This is a genomic window from Serratia fonticola (assembly GCF_001006005.1).
In the GTDB taxonomy this organism is placed as follows: domain Bacteria; phylum Pseudomonadota; class Gammaproteobacteria; order Enterobacterales; family Enterobacteriaceae; genus Chania; species Chania fonticola.
Genome location: NZ_CP011254.1, coordinates 672161 through 689946, shown reverse-complemented (window position 1 = coordinate 689946; position 17786 = coordinate 672161). Strand labels below are relative to the sequence as shown.

12 protein-coding genes are annotated in these 17786 nt (G+C 54.9%); 9 read left to right on the top strand and 3 right to left on the bottom strand.

Translation table 11 applies throughout. The features are described 5' to 3' along the window. Nucleotides 1–27: 27 nt before the first annotated feature. Genes WN53_RS02925 through WN53_RS02915 form a run of 3 tightly spaced genes read left to right on the top strand, consistent with a single transcriptional unit; the run spans nt 28 to nt 4606 of the window. Nucleotides 28–2817: a xanthine dehydrogenase family protein molybdopterin-binding subunit gene (locus WN53_RS02925; RefSeq protein ID WP_024484026.1), complete on the top strand. Its 2790-nt coding sequence runs from the start codon at nt 28–30 to the stop codon at nt 2815–2817. Next, nucleotides 2814–3365: a (2Fe-2S)-binding protein gene (locus WN53_RS02920; RefSeq protein ID WP_024484025.1), complete on the top strand. Its 552-nt coding sequence runs from the start codon at nt 2814–2816 to the stop codon at nt 3363–3365. The genes WN53_RS02925 and WN53_RS02920 overlap by 4 nt, the downstream gene beginning before the upstream one ends. Then, nucleotides 3365–4606, top strand: a complete 1242-nt coding sequence (locus WN53_RS02915) for a c-type cytochrome (RefSeq protein WP_024484024.1) — start codon at nt 3365–3367, stop codon at nt 4604–4606. Before WN53_RS02920 ends, WN53_RS02915 begins: the two co-directional genes overlap by 1 nt. Nucleotides 4607–4622: 16 nt before the next feature. On the opposite strand, the gene WN53_RS02910 is transcribed toward WN53_RS02915, so the two are convergent. The 3 genes from WN53_RS02910 to WN53_RS02900 form a co-directional block, all read right to left on the bottom strand. Beyond that, the gene (locus tag WN53_RS02910; RefSeq protein WP_024484023.1) at nt 4623–5573 is read right to left on the bottom strand and encodes a glycoside hydrolase family 43 protein; all 951 of its coding nucleotides are present in this window, start codon (nt 5571–5573) and stop codon (nt 4623–4625) included. A 9-nt stretch (nt 5574–5582) separates the two neighbouring features. After that, complete coding sequence (locus WN53_RS02905; RefSeq protein WP_024484022.1) at nt 5583–6983, bottom strand: glycoside-pentoside-hexuronide (GPH):cation symporter; 1401 nt, start codon at nt 6981–6983, stop codon at nt 5583–5585. A gap of 193 nt (nt 6984–7176) precedes the next feature. After that, the gene (locus WN53_RS02900; protein WP_024484021.1) at nt 7177–8553 is read right to left on the bottom strand and encodes an amino acid permease; all 1377 of its coding nucleotides are present in this window, start codon (nt 8551–8553) and stop codon (nt 7177–7179) included. Between the two features lie 606 nt (nt 8554–9159). Between WN53_RS02900 and pdhR the strand changes: the two genes are divergently transcribed. From pdhR to WN53_RS28550, 6 genes are all read left to right on the top strand, one after another. Further along, a complete protein-coding gene (pdhR, locus tag WN53_RS02895; protein WP_021179689.1) occupies nt 9160–9924 on the top strand; it encodes a pyruvate dehydrogenase complex transcriptional repressor PdhR in 765 nt (254 codons plus the stop codon). A gap of 165 nt (nt 9925–10089) precedes the next feature. Next, a complete protein-coding gene (aceE, locus tag WN53_RS02890; RefSeq protein WP_024484020.1) occupies nt 10090–12753 on the top strand; it encodes a pyruvate dehydrogenase (acetyl-transferring), homodimeric type in 2664 nt (887 codons plus the stop codon). 13 nt (nt 12754–12766) lie between these two features. Next, on the top strand, nt 12767–14638 hold the full coding sequence (gene aceF / locus WN53_RS02885; protein WP_046808001.1) for a pyruvate dehydrogenase complex dihydrolipoyllysine-residue acetyltransferase: 1872 nt from the start codon (nt 12767–12769) through the stop codon (nt 14636–14638). A gap of 357 nt (nt 14639–14995) precedes the next feature. After that, nucleotides 14996–16420, top strand: coding sequence for a dihydrolipoyl dehydrogenase (gene lpdA, locus WN53_RS02880; protein WP_024484019.1), 1425 nt, complete (start codon nt 14996–14998; stop codon nt 16418–16420). 255 nt (nt 16421–16675) lie between these two features. Beyond that, complete coding sequence (locus WN53_RS28555; RefSeq protein WP_158645260.1) at nt 16676–16822, top strand: hypothetical protein; 147 nt, start codon at nt 16676–16678, stop codon at nt 16820–16822. Nucleotides 16823–17186: 364 nt separating this feature from the next. Continuing rightward, nucleotides 17187–17333 carry a hypothetical protein gene (locus tag WN53_RS28550; RefSeq protein WP_158645259.1) on the top strand — a complete coding sequence of 49 codons (147 nt, stop codon included), beginning with the start codon at nt 17187–17189 and terminating at the stop codon, nt 17331–17333. The last annotated feature ends 453 nt before the right edge of the window (nt 17334–17786 follow it).

The window sequence follows — 17786 nt, the reverse complement described above, 5'->3', positions numbered from 1 at the left end:
GGTAGATAAGAACGTAAAGGATATTTTATGAGCAATTTCAACCCGTCACGACGCCGCTTTATCAAGGGTGCCGTGATAGCGGGGGTGTCTGTTTACCTCGCGCCTCTGTACAGCCGCGCCTATGCCGCGCTGTTTGAGCAGAAGATCCTGCAATCGCCCAACTGGGATGCGCAGACTAAACGCATTCGCTACCGTATCGATGGCCGCTCCAAGGTCATGGGCCAGAAAGTGTTTGCCCGCGATATTCGTGCCGTTGATATGCCGCACTGGCCGCAGCAGCAGGCTCATGCCTTTATTCTGCGCGCCACCAAAGCCGATCGTCTGTTTACCGGCATCGATCTCTCCTTGCTGGGGGACGATCTGCAACCGGATCGTTTAGTTACGGCAGAAGATCTCGAGCGAGATGGCTTGGCCTTCCCGGCGTTTTATGGCGATGACATGCTGCTGCCCACAGGGAAAACCCCAGCCTATCTCGGCCATGCGGTGGCAATCCTGATTTATCATGATTTTGCTCGTTTCCGCTTTGCCAAAGACAAGCTGAAATTCCACGACGAAGTGATCCAGTATGGTACTGAAACCGGCCCGTTACAGCGCGATCCTTGGGGTAGCTTCCGCTACGTGCGCGTCGGGGGCGAAAAGCCATTCGATGACGATCGCTTCTCCAGCCTGAAAGACACTCCTATCTTCCCGCTGTCAATGCGCAGACACCTGCCGGTGTGGCCGGAAGGGCGTGAGGGCGGCAAGCTGGATCAGGAAGGCATGTATTACGCTGGGATGATTGCCGACCAACTGCAAACCCCACCGCAGGACTGGTTGGTAATGTCACGCCGCTATACCACGCAATCCGTTGATACTTCGGCCCTGGAGCCGGACAACGCCAATGGCTGGTTTGATACTGCCAGCCAGACCCTGCACCTGGTGATCCCGACCCAGTCCCCGCAGGAGGTGGCGGACGAAATGCCACGCATGTTGGCCAAACGTCATCAGCCGGTCAAACAGCTGATCCTGCACCCTTGTTACACCGTGGGCTACGGCTCGAAAGATCACTATAACTTCCCATATTACGGTGCGGTTGCAGCGTTGTACGGTGACGGGCTACCGGTGCGGCTGGCTAATGACCGCTATGAGCAGTTCCAGACCTCGATCAAGCGCCATGCCTTCGATATGGATTACCGCATTGCGGTAGACAAGCAGACCGGCGTATTGCAGGCCTTCCAAGGGGCGATGACCGCCGACGGTGGCGGGCGCTGTAACTTTACGCCATCGGTGGTGATGGTTGGCGCTACGGCGGCCCAGTCGATTTACTACTTCCCGAAAAGCGATCTTTCCTCGGTCGGGCTGGCCTCTCGTGCCATCGATGCGGGTTCCGCACGCGGTTACGGCACGTTGCAAAGCATGGCCGCCACCGAGATGATGATGGACGAATTGGCACAAGAGCTGAAGCTCGACCCGATCGAGTTTCGTTTGCGCAACGTGCTCAAGTCCGGCATGAAAAACACTCAGGGGGCGATCCCGGCAGGGGCTATTCGCGCCGATGAAGTGCTGGTGAAAGCCTCACAGCATGAGATGTGGCGCAAACGCGCCGAACGCAAGGTGGAGTTTGAGAGCCAGAATCCCGGCAAACGCTATGGCGTAGGCTTTGGCTGTGTACAGAAAGACTTTGGCACCGGGGCTGAAACCTCTTTTGCTCGTGTGGAGTTCAGCGAAGACGGGCGTATCTCGCTGTTTCACAGCGGGGCCGAAATGGGCACCGGCATGTCAACGTCGCAGTCGGTGCTATGTGCGCAATGGCTGGGTAAACCGGCGGATGAGGCTCATTTCTCGGTGACTGATTGGGCGCTGTTACCGATGGTGACCAGCGGCGATCCCTACACGATGTCGCAGGATGAGCAGGACAAGCTGCAAACCAATCCGAACTGGACGCCAAGCTACTGCTCACCTTCCAGCGCCAGCAACTCCGCTTACTATTTCTCGCACAGCACGCGTGAAGCGGCCCGGTTGGTGTTTGAACAAGGGCTGTGGCCTGCCGCGCTGTCTATCTGGCAGTCTGGTATTGGTGGTGGCCAGGCGGCACCGCTGGTGGTGCGTAAAGAAGATGCTCGCTGGGTCGAAGGTGGCCTGACGGCGGCCGGGATGCAGATATTGCCGTTTGAGCTGTTGGCTAAGAAAGCCTATCAGATGGGTAACCTGACTGGCGCAGTGGTGCACGTCTTCAACCGCTGGCAGTGGGCGGAAGCGGACTTCAAGCTGAATAATCACAGCGAGCGCCTGCCTGTCGACGGCTTGTCGGTACGCATTGGCAACGGTGAATTCAGCACCCTGGCACGTGAGCAGGTTTATTACCCGCCAACCCAGCGTAATAACGCGGCTGTGACCTATTACAGCGCCGTGGGTACGTTGACGGAAATAGCGGTGGATATCGCTACCGGCAAGGTTGAACTGCTGAACCATCATTCGATTATGGAGTGTGGCAACCTGATCGTGCCTGAGCTGGTTTCTGGCCAGTTGCAGGGCGGTTTGGCGATGGGTATTGGCCATGCGCTGCATGAGTATTTACCGCTGTACGAAGATGGGCCAGGTAACGGTACCTGGAACTTTAACCGTTACCATTTGCCGCGCGCCAGCGATGTGGCGGTCTGGAAACAGACCGGTGACATCCTGCCTGCGCTGTCGGAAACCGATCCGCCGAAAGGAATGGCGGAAGTCGTCATGATCCCAGTGGTCGCCGCATTGGTTAACGCCATTGCCCACGCCACCGGCCATCGTTTCCGTGATTTGCCTGTCCGTGCCGAAAATATTCTTGAGGTGTTACCATGAGCATTAAAACCCAACCCATTACCCTGACCGTTAACGGCAAACAATATGGCCCCGTCGAGGTACCGGAAGGGCTGATGATGATCGATTTTCTGCATGAATATCTCGATCTGACCGGCTCACGTCTCGGCTGCGGGCAGGGCATCTGCCACGCCTGCGTGGCGATCCTCGACCATCCAAGCGGCACCAGCGAAGAAATCCGTACCTGTATCACCGGCGCTCACTTTTTCAATGGCAAACAGGTACGCACCATCGAAGGCCATGCGGAGGTGGATAATCAGGGCGAAGTGGTTGAACTCTCTCCGATCCAACAGTCGTTCCTCGATCATTACAGCTTCCAGTGCGGCTATTGCACGCCGGGCTTTGTCAATGCGGCCACCATCTTTGTCGAGAAGCTCAAGCGCGAGCCAATTCCGCGCGATCAGTTGGAAGGCGCGATTGAGCAGGCGTTGGAAAACCATATCTGCCGTTGCACTGGCTATGTCCGTTATTACGAAGCGGTGCGTGACGTAGTGTTGAAAACCCCTGGCCTGCTGAAGGAGACGGCGTAATGAAAAAACGTCTCGCATTGTTGATTGTGCTGATTGCGGCGATTGTCATCGCCGTGCTGTGGTGGCGAGAAAACCGCAGCTACGACGGCCCAGTCCAGCAGGTTACCTCCAGCAGCGAACAGATTGCCCGTGGGCGTTATCTGACGCAGGCTGCCGACTGCGCCGCTTGCCATACCGCCGCTGGTGGAGCACCGCTAGCGGGTGGCTATCCTCTGGATACTCCATTCGGCACCATTTATGGCAGCAACCTGACGCCTTCTGCCGACCAGGGGATTGGCCGTTGGACCAAGGATGACTTCTTCCTGGCGTTGACGCAGGGGGTGGCTCCGGGTGGTCGCCATCTGTACCCGGCGATGCCTTATACCTCCTACAAAGGCATTTCGCGTGAGGATGCGGATGCTATTTATGCCTATCTGATGTCGCGCCCGGCGGTGGACGTAGCCATTCCAGCCAACGAGATGCCGTTCCCGTTCAACCAGCGGATGGCGTTGATCGGTTGGAATTTGCTGTTCCGCAACAGCGATCCGTTACCAGCCAGCTCGCAAGGGAACTCCGCTGAATGGCAGCGTGGCCGTTACCTGTCTGACGTGCTTGGCCACTGTGGCGAATGTCATACGCCACGGGGCATGCTGGGGCAGATGGAAGTGAACAAGCCGATGCAGGGCGGCGATCTGGGGCGCTTTATCGCGCCGGATATCACGCCACAGGCTTTGGCACAGCGCGGCTGGACGCCAGAGGATCTGAGCCGTTTCCTGAGCACCGGGTTAGCGCCGCAGGGCTCGGCGTTTAGCGAAATGCACATGGTGGTCGATCTCAGCACTCGTCATTTGACGCCGGAAGATCATCGGGCGTTGGTGACCTACCTGATGGGCGACAAGCCACCGCAGCCGGTGGCCGCTAAGATCGGGCAGGGCAGCGATGCCGGGCGTATCACCTATCTCGATCAGTGCTCCGCCTGCCATGAGCGTGATGGTGCAGGTATACCGCATGTGGCGGTGGCGATGCGTGATAATGCCACGCTACGCCAACCAGACGGCAAGAACCTGATCGTTTCGGTGCTGGATGGGCTACCAGCTCAGCAATTCCCCGGCAACGAAAGCATGCAGAGCATGCCGGGCTTTGCCGATCGTCTGGATGATGCGCAAATTGCCGAGCTGGTGAATTACCTGCGTGTCACCTGGGGCGGACTGCCGGCGGATATCACCGCCGAGCAGGTGAAGGCACTGCGCAAAGCTCATTAACCCCGTCAACTGTGGGCTAGTGATTATCTGCCGGAGGAACGCCAAACAGTGGCATTCCTTCGGCATCCCACTCCAGAGTTTTAATCCGCGTATGGCGATTCGGATCGTATAACGGATCGCCTTCTATTTCGGTGTAATTGCGGGCGTGGTAGACCAGCACGTCATTACCCTGCTCATCCACGGTAAAACTGTTGTGTCCTGGGCCGAACTGGCGGTTGGCATAGCTGGTGCGAAACACCGGTTCGCTGGCCTTATGCCATTGTGTCGGATCGAGGAGATCGGCATCGATGTCTGCCCACAGCAGGCCGATGCAATAATTCTCGTCGGTGGCGCTGGCCGAGTAGCTGATGAAGATCCGCTTACCGTGTTTGATCACCGCCGGGCCTTCGTTCACCCAAAACCCAATGGTTTCCCAAGGCAACTCCGGTTTGCTCAGCATCACCGGGGCCCCTGTTAGCGTCCAGGGATTGGCCATTTCTGCCAGATACAGGTTGGAGTTTCCCCGGATCTGCGGGTCTTGCTGCGCCCAGAGATAATAGTGCTTTCCCTGATGCTCAAAGTGAGTGGCATCGAGCGAGAAGCTGTCGATCGGGGTTGCAATACGCCCTTTCTCTACCCATTCTCCCTCCAGCGGGTTGGCGGCGCTGCACTCCAGCGCAAACATGCGATGCTGGAACAGGCCGTCGGCAATCTCCGGGCTATGGGCCGCCGCAAAGTAGACATACCACTTACCGTCGATAACGTGCAGCTCAGGTGCCCAGATCAGGTTGCTCATAGGCCCAGACGCGGGTTTACGCCAGATGACCTGCGCTGGGGCCTGTGCAAGCTCCGTCAGTTGCCGAGCGCGGCGCAGTTCCAGGCGATCGTACTCCGGCACCGAGGCGATAAAATAGTAATAGCCGTCGCTATGGCGATAGATAAAGGGATCGGCACGCTGTTCAATCAGTGGGTTAGGGTAAATAGACATCTGTTCCTCTCAAGAGTGTTTGGCTTCGAGCTGTTGTTCGCGGTATTCCGCCAGTTCCTGATAATTGACGCGGCGCTTTTCCAGATCGCTCTGGATCTGTGACATCAGGTTGCGATCCACTTTCAGCAAACGGACCACGCCAGCGGTGATCAGGTAGCCCACGCCAGGGATCACGGTAAACAGCAAGACGATGCTCTGCAGTGCCCCGGCGCTTTGAGCTCCTGCATCGGCCTGATAGCCGGAGTAAGACATCACGAAACCCACCATTGCCCCGGCTACCGCCAGCCCGACCTTCAGGAAGAACAGGTTACCGGAGAAGCTGATACCGGTGATGCGCTTGCCGGTTTTCCATTCGCCGTAGTCGTCCACGTCGGCCATCAGCGACCAGTGCAGCGGGGAAGGGATCTGATGCAGGATATTCAGCAGGAAGTAGGCCACCACGATCAGCGAGGTCAACTGCGGATTGAGGAAGTAGAAGCCGCTGGAGAAGATGGCCAGCACGATGTTGGTCCAGAAGAATACCTTCAGCTTGCAGAAGCGGTCGGTTAACGGCTTGGCCAGGGCGCTGCCGATCATCATACCGACCACGCCCAAGGCGATAAACAGGCTGGCGAACGAGGTGGATTGCTGCATGACGTAGGTGACGTAATACATGGTGGCGGCCATGCGAATAAAGCCGGGGCAAACGTTGCAGAAAGTCAGCAACAGAATGCGTACCCACTGATCGTTTTTCCACACGTCTTTCAGATCGGCCTTCAGCGCATCGTGAGTGGGCACCGCCGGGCGGATACGTTCTTTCACCGTCGCAAAGCAGAACAGGAACATAGCCAGTGCGATCAACGCCATCACGCCCATCGACATTTGGTAGCCCTTGGCCTTGTCGGCCCCGCCGAACCATTCCGCCATCGGCAACAGGGTTAGCGAGAGGATTAGCGTTGCGATGCCGACCATGATGAAACGGTACGACTGGCAGGAAACGCGCTCTTGCGGGTCGGCGGTGATCACGCCTCCCAGCGAGCAGTAGGGAATGTTGATGGCGGTGTAGGTCAGCGACATCAGGAAATAGGTGACAAAGGCGTAAATCACCTTGCTGTTATAGCTCCACTCCGGGGTGGTAAACATCAATACGCTAAATAGCACGTAAGGCAGGGAAATCCATAACAGCCAAGGGCGGAAACGGCCAAAACGGCTTTGGGTTCTATCGGCAATCGCTCCCATAATGGGATCGCTCACGGCGTCCAGTACGCGTACGGATAGCAGCAAAATCCCCACCAGTGCTGGGGTAATGCCAAAGATATCGGTATAGAAGTAGTTGAGGAACAGCATGATTGCGCCGCCGATCATGTTGCAACCGGCGTCTCCCATGCCGTAGCCAATCTTTTCTTTTATCGATAGGGCATTGCTCTTCATGGACATTTTCTCCGCGATGACAGGATCGGACTGTTGGATAACGATTATTGCCCTGCGTGGCGGTGAACTATCAGAAATTAATGGTTGTAGAGATGGACAAATCAGCCACTGCGGAAAAAGTGTGAGCCAGTTGGCAAAAAGCGTAGGGTAAAAAAAGGCCCGCGCTGGCGGGCCTGAGAAAACTGATTCAAGATTAACGGCTTGCGGCACTGGCCGGTTGTTGGCCACGCTGCTTGATGAAGTAACCGATACCGAGAATAGCGAGCCATACCGGGATCAGCAGCACGGAAATCTGGATCCCCGGCGTCAGATACATGATCACCAGAATGGCAGCCAAAAAGGCCAGGCACAGATAGTTGCTGAACGGATACCAGAAGGCTTTGAACTTCGGCTCGACGCCCTCATGGTTTTTCGCCTTGCGGAATTTCAGGTGTGCCAGGCTGATCATCGCCCAGTTGATCACCAGGGCAGACACCACCAGCGCCATCAGCAGCTCAAAGGCACGGCCTGGGATCAGGTAGTTAATCAGCACGCACAGTGCGGTTGCCAACGCAGAGAAACCGATGGCAACTACCGGCACACCGCGGCTATCCACTTTCAGCAGGGCTTTCGGGCCATTGCCCTGTTTGGCCAAGCCGTACAGCATGCGGCTGTTGCAATAGACGCAGCTGTTGTAGACCGACAGCGCAGCCGTCAGCACCACGATATTGAGCACCGTTGCGACCATATTGCTGTTCAGCGCATGGAAGATCAGCACGAACGGGCTGCCGCCTTCGACCACTTTGCCCCACGGATAGAGTGACAGCAGAATAGTCAGCGAACCGATATAGAACAGCAGGATGCGGTAGATCACCTGGTTGGTGGCTTTCGGGATGCTTTTTTCCGGGTTATCGGCTTCGGCGGCGGTAATGCCCACCAGCTCCAATCCACCGAAGGAGAACATGATCACCGCCATCGCCATGAGCAACCCCATGGTGCCGTTCGGGAAGAACCCGCCCTGGGCCCACAGGTTGGTGACGCTGGCTTCCGGGCCGCCGAGGCCGCTGAACAGCAGGTAGGCACCAAAGACGATCATGCCAATGATGGCGACGACTTTGATGATGGCGAACCAGAACTCCATTTCACCATAGACCTTCACACTCGACAGGTTGATGGCGTTGATGGCCAGGAAGAACACGGCAGCGGAGATCCAGGTGGGGATCTCCGGCCACCAGTACTGCACGTAAATGCCCACCGCGGTCAGTTCCGCCATGGCAACCAGCACGTACAGCACCCAGTAGTTCCAGCCGGACGCGAAACCGGCGAAGTTCCCCCAGTATTTATAGGCGAAGTGGCTGAAAGAACCGGCCACCGGCTCTTCTACCACCATTTCACCGAGTTGACGCATGATCAGGAAGGCAATAAAACCGCCAATTGCATAACCAAGGATGACCGACGGGCCAGCCATTTTTATTGTTTGAGCGATACCGAGGAACAGGCCGGTACCTATAGCGCCACCTAAGGCGATCAGCTGGATATGGCGGTTTTTCAGGCCGCGCTTCAGCTGGTCGCCATGCTGTTGACCATCCATCAATGAAACCCTCTGTGCTGACATAATGCTCATTACCGTAAAGTAATGATTACGATGTGTGTTGTTTTTTGTTTACGACGTTATAGCTATAAATTCCGCGGCGTCGCTACCGTTTGGCAGAGAATAATGGTATGTGCGAAAGTTTGCACCTGCTTTGTTGTTCGAATGATGAAGATTGCAGCAGTTTAGGCAACAAAATGCGGGTTGTGTGACGAGCGGGGGGATTGCGTGCACGAAATAAGCAATAACTCACAGAATTGGCAAAAATAATCGCCATTGTTGTTGTTTTTTTGTTAACAGGACAGGGCTCGGAAAGCAGTAGTAAAGCGAAAATAACCCTTAATCTCCTTGCCATATAACCCGGGCATTCTTCTAACCAGAGGTTTCACAAAAGTTAAATTCGGCGGCTACCTCGTAAATGGTATTACCAACGCTGAGTTGCCGGTTTGCAAAGGCTTATGGATTGAAGTGTTAAAATGTGCGGCATTCATGATTTCGATCAAGGCCCATATGGACAGGAGGTGAATACTTTGTTACTTTACCGTCACGTTTTTGAAATTGGTATTACCAATTGACTCCGGGCACTTCGCAGAGAAGAAATCACCCATGGCCTACAGCAAAATCCGCCAACCCAAGTTGTCAGATGTTATCGAGCAACAGCTCGAATACCTGATCCTCGAGGGTACGCTACGTCCAGGCGAAAAGCTGCCTCCAGAGCGCGAGCTGGCGAAACAGTTTGATGTTTCCCGCCCTTCTCTGAGAGAGGCAATTCAGCGTCTGGAAGCTAAAGGGCTGCTCCTGCGTCGCCAGGGAGGCGGCACCTTTGTACAAACTAATCTGTGGCAGAGCTTCAGCGATCCGCTGGCTGAGCTGCTGGCCGATCATCCTGAATCACAATTCGATCTGCTCGAAACCCGTCATGCCCTCGAAGGTATCGCTGCCTATTATGCGGCGTTGCGTGGGACTGACGAAGATCTGGCGCGCATCCGCGACTGCCATCATGTGATCCAGCAAGCTCAGGACAGCGGCGATCTAGACGCCGAAGCCGACGCGGTCATGCAATACCAGATTGCCGTGACCGAGGCTGCCCACAACGTTGTGTTACTCCATCTGCTGCGCTGTATGGGCCCGATGCTGGAACAGAACGTTCGTCAGAACTTTGAATTGCTCTACTCGCGCCGTGAGATGTTGGCAACAGTGAGTAGCCATCGCGCCGGGATCTTTGAGGCGATTGTGGCACGCGAACCTGAAAAGGCCCGTGAAGCCTCGCACCGCCATTTGGCGTTTATCGAGGAAATTTTGCTGGATCTCAGCAGGGAACACACCCGGCGTGATCGATCGCTGCGGCGTCTCCAGCAACGCAAGGATTAAGAGTGGTTCTCTTCAAGGCACACCAGCTTGTAGAGATAAAGCTCGGAGTGCTTAGTTAAGTACTTAAGCGGCAACCAAACTGATGAGCCTGTCTTCGTGCGTTTTACGATAGAGCGCAGGAAGACAGGCTCCAAACAAACCATTAGACAGATAAGGAATACCACCATGTCAGAACGTTTAAACAATGACGTGGATCCGATCGAAACCCGCGACTGGCTGCAGGCGATCGAATCGGTCATCCGTGAAGAGGGTGTTGAACGCGCTCAGTTCCTGATTGATCAGGTGCTGGGAGAAGCCCGCAAGGGCGGTGTTAGCGTTGCAGCTGGTGCTGCGGCTAACAACTACGTCAACACCATCGCGGTAGAAGACGAACCGGCATACCCGGGCAACCTGGATCTGGAGCGTCGTATTCGTTCTGCTATCCGTTGGAATGCCGTGATGACCGTGTTGCGTGCTTCCAAGAAAGATCTGGATCTGGGCGGCCACATGGCTTCCTTCCAATCTTCCGCGACCTTCTATGAAGTCTGCTTTAACCACTTCTTCCGTGCTCGCAACGAAAAAGACGGCGGCGATCTGGTTTACTTCCAGGGCCACATCTCTCCGGGCGTTTATGCACGTGCCTTCCTTGAAGGCCGCCTGACCGAAGATCAAATGAACAACTTCCGTCAGGAAGTGCACGGTAAAGGCCTGTCCTCTTACCCGCATCCAAAACTGATGCCTGAATTCTGGCAGTTCCCGACCGTCTCCATGGGTCTGGGCCCAATCAGCGCCATCTATCAGGCCAAGTTCCTCAAGTATCTGGAACACCGTGGTCTGAAAGACACCTCTGGCCAGACCGTTTATGCCTTCCTGGGCGACGGCGAGATGGACGAACCAGAATCCAAAGGTGCGATTACCATCGCAACCCGTGAGAAACTGGACAACCTGGTATTCGTCATCAACTGCAACTTGCAGCGTCTGGACGGCCCGGTTACCGGTAACGGCAAGATCATCAACGAGCTGGAAGGCATCTTCGCAGGTGCTGGCTGGCAGGTGCTGAAAGTGATCTGGGGCGGTCGTTGGGATGAACTGCTGCGTAAAGACACCAGCGGCAAGCTGATCCAACTGATGAACGAAACCCTGGACGGCGACTACCAGACCTTCAAATCCAAAGACGGCGCTTACGTGCGTGAGCACTTCTTCGGCCGCTTCCCGGAAACCGCTGCGCTGGTCAAAGATATGACCGACGACGAGATCTGGTCTCTGAACCGTGGTGGTCACGATCCGAAGAAAGTCTTTGCTGCTCTGAAAAAAGCGCAGGATACCCAAGGTAAACCAACCGTGATCCTGGCCCATACCATCAAAGGTTACGGCATGGGTGAAACTGCGGAAGGTAAAAACATCGCTCACCAGGTGAAGAAAATGAACATGGAAGGGGTTCACCACTTCCGCGATCGTTTCAACGTGCCAGTGGCCGATGCCGATATCGAAAAACTGCCATACATCACCTTCGAGAAAGACTCCGAAGAGTACAAGTATCTGCACGAACGTCGTCAGGCGCTGGAAGGCTACGTGCCAACCCGCATGCCGAAATTCACCGAGAAGCTGGAAATGCCAGCTCTGGAAGATTTCAGCTCCTTGCTGGAAGAGCAGAACAAAGAAATTTCTACCACCATCGCCTTTGTGCGTGCCCTGAACGTGATGCTGAAGAACAAGTCGATCAAAGATCGCCTGGTGCCAATCATCGCCGACGAAGCGCGTACCTTCGGTATGGAAGGTCTGTTCCGTCAGATCGGTATCTACAGCCCGAACGGCCAGCAGTACACCCCGCAGGACCGTGAGCAGGTTGCATACTACAAAGAAGACGAGAAAGGCCAGATCCTGCAGGAAGGTATCAACGAACTGGGTGCTGCCTCTTCATGGCTGGCCGCAGCGACTTCCTACAGCACCAACAATCTGCCGATGATCCCGTTCTACATCTACTACTCCATGTTCGGTTTCCAACGTATTGGCGACCTGTGCTGGGCAGCGGGTGACCAACAGGCGCGTGGCTTCCTGATCGGCGGGACTTCAGGGCGTACTACCCTGAACGGCGAAGGTCTGCAGCACGAAGATGGCCACAGCCACATTCAGTCTCTGACCATCCCTAACTGCATCTCTTACGATCCGGCTTACGCGTATGAAGTGGCAGTGATCATGCATGATGGTCTGGTACGTATGTACGGTGACGCGCAAGAAAACGTCTACTACTACCTGACTACGCTGAACGAAAACTACCACATGCCAGCCATGCCGAAGGGCGCAGAAGAGGGTATCCGTAAAGGTATCTACAAGCTGGAAACTCTGGAAGGTAGCAAAGGTAAAGTACAGCTGCTGGGCTCCGGCTCAATCCTGCGCCATGTGCGTGAAGCTGCGCAGATCCTGGCGAAAGACTACGGCGTGGGTTCTGACACCTACAGCGTAACTTCCTTCACCGAACTGGCGCGTGATGGTCAGGACTGTGAGCGTTGGAACATGCTGCACCCAACCGAAACCCCACGTGTGCCTTACATCGCTCAGGTGATGAACGAGGCGCCAGCGGTAGCTTCTACCGACTACATGAAGTTGTTCGCAGAGCAGGTTCGTACTTTCGTACCAGCCAGCGATTATCGCGTACTGGGTACTGACGGCTTCGGTCGTTCAGACAGCCGCGAAAACCTGCGTCACCACTTCGAAGTTGATGCTTCCTACGTGGTGGTTGCTGCTCTGGGTGAACTGGCTAAACGCGGTGAAATTGAAGCTTCTGTGGTCGCTGATGCGATTAAGAAATTCGACATCAACCCAGAAAAAGTTAACCCGCGTCTGGCATAAGAGGTACTGAACAATGTCTATCGAAATCAAAGTGCCGGACATCGGTGCAGATGAAGTTGAAATCACCGAGATCCTGGTGAAGGTTGGCGATAAGGTTGAAGTTGAACAATCGCTGATCACCGTGGAAGGCGACAAAGCCTCCATGGAAGTGCCTTCGCCGCAGGCTGGCGTGGTGAAAGAGATCAAAGTGGCCGTCGGTGATAAAACCGAGACTGGCAAACTGCTGATGATCTTTGAAGCAGAAGGTGCGGCCGCTGCCGCACCAGCCGCCAAGGCTGAAGAAAAACCAGCCGCAGCTCCTGCAGCTGCCGCAGCCAAAGATGTTGAAGTACCAGACATCGGCGCTGATGAAGTTGAAGTCACCGAGATCCTGGTGAAGGTTGGCGATACCGTGACTGCCGAGCAGTCTCTGATCACCGTAGAAGGCGACAAGGCCTCTATGGAAGTGCCTGCGCCATTCGCCGGTACCGTGAAAGAGATCAAAATCAACACCGGTGACAAAGTGAAAACCGGTTCCCTGATTATGGTCTTCGAAGTGGCTGGCGCGGCTTCTGCTGCCCCTGCTGCTGTGGCTACCCAGGCGGCTCCGGCTGCTGCCCCTGCGGCAAGCGCGGCGAAAAACGTCGAAGTGCCAGACATTGGTGGCGACGAAGTAGAAGTGACCGAAGTGATGGTGAAAGTGGGCGATAAAGTTGCCGCTGAGCAGTCACTGATCACCGTTGAAGGTGACAAGGCTTCTATGGAAGTTCCGGCTCCGTTCGCGGGCACCGTGAAAGAAATTAAAATCGCTACCGGCGACAAAGTGAAAACCGGTTCTCTGATCATGGTGTTCGAGGTGGAAGGCGCTGCACCAGCACCTGCCGCTGCTCCGGCCCAGAAAGCAGAAGCTGCTCCGGCTCCGGCCAAGCAGGAAGCCAAAGCGGCTGCACCTGCCGCTGGTAAAGGCGAGTTCGCTGAAAACGACGCCTACGTTCACGCTACCCCAGTCATCCGCCGCTTGGCGCGTGAGTTCGGTGTTAACCTGGCGAAAGTGAAGGGCACCGGTCGTAAAGGCCGTATCCTGCGCGAAGACGTTCAGGCTTACGTGAAAGACGCGGTCAAACGTGCCGAAGCCGCTCCTGCCGCTACCGGTGGTGGCCTGCCAGGCATGCTGCCGTGGCCGAAAGTGGACTTCAGCAAGTTTGGTGAGATCGAAGAAGTTGAACTGGGCCGCATCCAGAAAATCTCTGGTGCCAACCTGAGCCGCAACTGGGTGATGATCCCGCACGTGACTCACTTCGACAAGACCGATATCACCGATCTGGAAGCGTTCCGTAAGCAGCAGAACGACGAAGCTGCCAAGCGTAAGCTGGACGTGAAGTTCACCCCGGTGGTGTTCATCATGAAGGCCGTTGCCGCTGCCCTGGAGCAGATGCCACGCTTCAACAGCTCACTGTCCGAAGATGGCCAGAAGCTGACGCTGAAGAAATACATCAACATCGGCGTGGCGGTAGATACGCCAAATGGCCTGGTGGTTCCGGTATTCAAGGATGTGAACAAGAAGAGCATCACTGAGCTGTCCCGTGAACTGATGGCGATCTCCAAAAAAGCGCGTGACGGTAAGTTGACCGCAGGCGAAATGCAGGGCGGTTGTTTCACCATCTCCAGCCTGGGTGGTATCGGGACTACTCACTTCGCGCCGATTGTTAACGCGCCGGAAGTGGCTATCCTGGGTGTCTCCAAGTCTGCGATGGAGCCGGTCTGGAACGGTAAAGAGTTCACTCCGCGTCTGATGATGCCAATGTCGCTCTCCTTCGACCACCGTGTGATTGACGGTGCTGATGGTGCACGCTTTATCACCATCATCAACAACATGCTGGCCGACATTCGCCGTCTGGTGATGTAATGAAAAAAGGGCGCAGCATGCTGCGCCCTTAGTAATTCAGTAGCAGTTTTGTCGGGTTTTGCATGACTCGACAGAATTGTTGGGACACGGGTCACTCGAACACGCTTTGCAGATTATTAACAATTCTGTAAACTGCTCGCGGTGTATGCGTCCCGGTGGATGAAGGGCGTTATGAGATTGATTAATAATATGCCCAATGGATTTCAAGCTGCAGTTAGGCGGTAAGTTCGTGAGTCCCCAGTAGCCTACTTGAGTAAGTGACTGGGGTGAACGAATGAAACCAACAACGCTGCAGCTTGAAAGACGAAGGGGATAAAATGACGTCTGACCCGCCGGACAACTAATTAAGAGGTCATGATGAGTACTGAAATTAAAACTCAGGTCGTGGTACTTGGGGCGGGCCCTGCAGGTTACTCCGCTGCTTTTCGTTGCGCTGACTTAGGTCTGGAAACCATTCTGGTTGAGCGTTACTCCACTCTGGGTGGTGTTTGCCTGAACGTGGGCTGTATTCCTTCCAAAGCACTGTTGCACGTTGCCAAAGTGATCGAAGAAGCCAAAGCGCTGGCCGAGCACGGCATCGTTTTCGGCGAGCCGAAAACCGACATCGACAAAGTGCGCGTCTGGAAAGAGAAAGTCATCAATCAGCTGACCGGTGGTCTGGCTGGCATGGCTAAAGGCCGCAAAGTGAAAGTGGTCAACGGCCTGGGTAAATTCACCGGCGCCAACACGCTAGTGGTTGAAGGTGAGAATGGTGCAACTACCATCAACTTCGACAATGCCATCATCGCCGCAGGCTCCCGTCCGATCCAACTGCCATTTATTCCTCATGAAGATCCACGCGTGTGGGATTCCACCGATGCACTGGCGCTGAAAACCGTTCCAGAGCGCATGCTGGTTATGGGCGGCGGTATCATCGGCCTGGAAATGGGCACCGTATACCATGCACTGGGTTCACAGATCGACGTGGTTGAAATGTTCGACCAGGTGATCCCGGCTGCAGATAAAGACGTGGTGAAAGTCTTTACCAAGCGTATCAGCAAGCAGTTCAACCTGATGCTGGAAACCAAAGTGACCGCGGTAGAAGCCAAAGAAGACGGCATCTACGTCACGATGGAAGGTAAAAAAGCCCCTGCAGAACCACAGCGCTACGACGCGGTGCTGGTAGCGATCGGCCGTGTGCCGAACGGTAAACTGCTGGACGCTGGCCAAGCCGGTGTAGAAGTTGACGAACGTGGCTTTATCCACGTCGACAAACAACTGCGTACCAACGTGCCGCACATCTTCGCGATTGGTGACATCGTCGGTCAACCGATGCTGGCGCACAAAGGCGTGCATGAAGGCCACGTAGCTGCTGAAGTTATCGCCGGTATGAAGCACTACTTCGACCCGAAAGTGATCCCATCGATCGCTTACACCGAGCCAGAAGTGGCATGGGTAGGGATGACTGAGAAAGAAGCCAAAGAGAAAGGCATCAGCTACGAAACTTCCACCTTCCCGTGGGCAGCTTCAGGCCGTGCTATCGCTTCTGACTGTGCAGACGGTATGACCAAACTGATCTTCGACAAAGAAACGCATCGTATCATCGGTGGCGCGATTGTCGGCACCAACGGCGGCGAGCTGTTGGGTGAAATCGGTCTGGCAATCGAGATGGGTTGTGACGCAGAAGATATCGCATTGACTATCCACGCTCACCCAACCCTGCACGAATCCGTAGGCTTGGCAGCAGAGATCTACGAAGGCAGCATCACCGATCTGCCAAACCCGAAAGCCAAGAAGAAGTAATTTCTGCGGTTGGTAAGGTTGATAAGCGGCTCCTGTAAAGGGGCCGTTTTTATTTGGCGAGTTGTAGACATTCCCGCTCCGGACTTAAAAAGTAGGGGCGCTGCATGCTGCGCCCGCCTGGATAAAAGGCCGCTCAAAGAGCGGCCAGTAGCTTACTTGTTCTGGAGTACAACGTTGAAGATCAGTTGGTTGCCGGAAACTGACCAGCCACCTTTACTTACTCCAAACACCGATCCCAGTACAATGAGCAGGATAATGAGTGATCTCCCTTTCATTGCGCGTTCCCTGTGGAACCACGACCACCGCGACTTCACCGGGAAAGCCCCGGTGGAACAAGCACTTGGTAATGCTTGTATCGCAGTAGTTGCAGCACTGTTCTCAAGCCCGATGACCGGCTGCTAAACCGGCAGAACAGACCCAAAATCAGGGTACATAAAAAAGGTTCGTTTTTACACCCGGGTGGTTGATTTTTTAACCATCTTTACGCACAATGCTGGAACTTGGTAGTGCTTGTATCGTTCTTTAACGATGTAAAAAATTCGTTCGGTGCCTGCTAACACCGCGCGGATACAAAAGAACCGTCTTTATGGCGGTTTTTTTGTGCCTTGAGCCGGGGGATTGGCGAGCCCCTGATAAAAGGCCGCTCAAAGAGCGGCCAGTAGCTTACTTGTTCTGGAGTACAACGTTGAAGATCAGTTGATTGCCGGAAACTGACCAGCCACCTTTACTGACTCCAAACACCGATCCCAGTACAATGAGCAGGATAATGAGTGATCTCCCTTTCATTGCGCGTTCCTTGTGGAACCACGACCACCGCGACTTCACCGGGAAAGCCCCGGTGGAACAAGCGCTCGATAGCGCCTGTATCGCAGTAGTTGCAGCACTGTTCTCAAGCCCGATGGCCGGCTGCTAAACCGGCAGAACAGACCCAAAATCAGGGTACATAAAAAAGGTTCGTTTTTACACCCGGGTGGTTGATTTTTTAACCAAATTTACGCACAATAGCCTTGCTCGGTAGCGCTTGTATCGTTCTTAACGATGTAAGAAATCCGTTCGGTGCCTGCTAACACCACGCGGATACAAAAGAACCGTCTTTATGGCGGTTTTTTTGTGCCCAATGCCCGCCAATTTCCCCAACTCTATCGATAACCATTGTAAAAGTATGGACGTTATGTTGTGCTCATTGGGCTGAGATTGCTGTTGTGCCGTAACGAACCCGAGCCCGTCCCGCCTGCTTTGCAGCCGATTACGCTGCGGTCAACGATTCAGCAAAGATTTAATGTTGCTTTTATGTGAACGAATTAACAACCGATTCAAATCCTGATATGCTGGCTGGGCGGAACCGGGCACTGTACCTTACTTACAG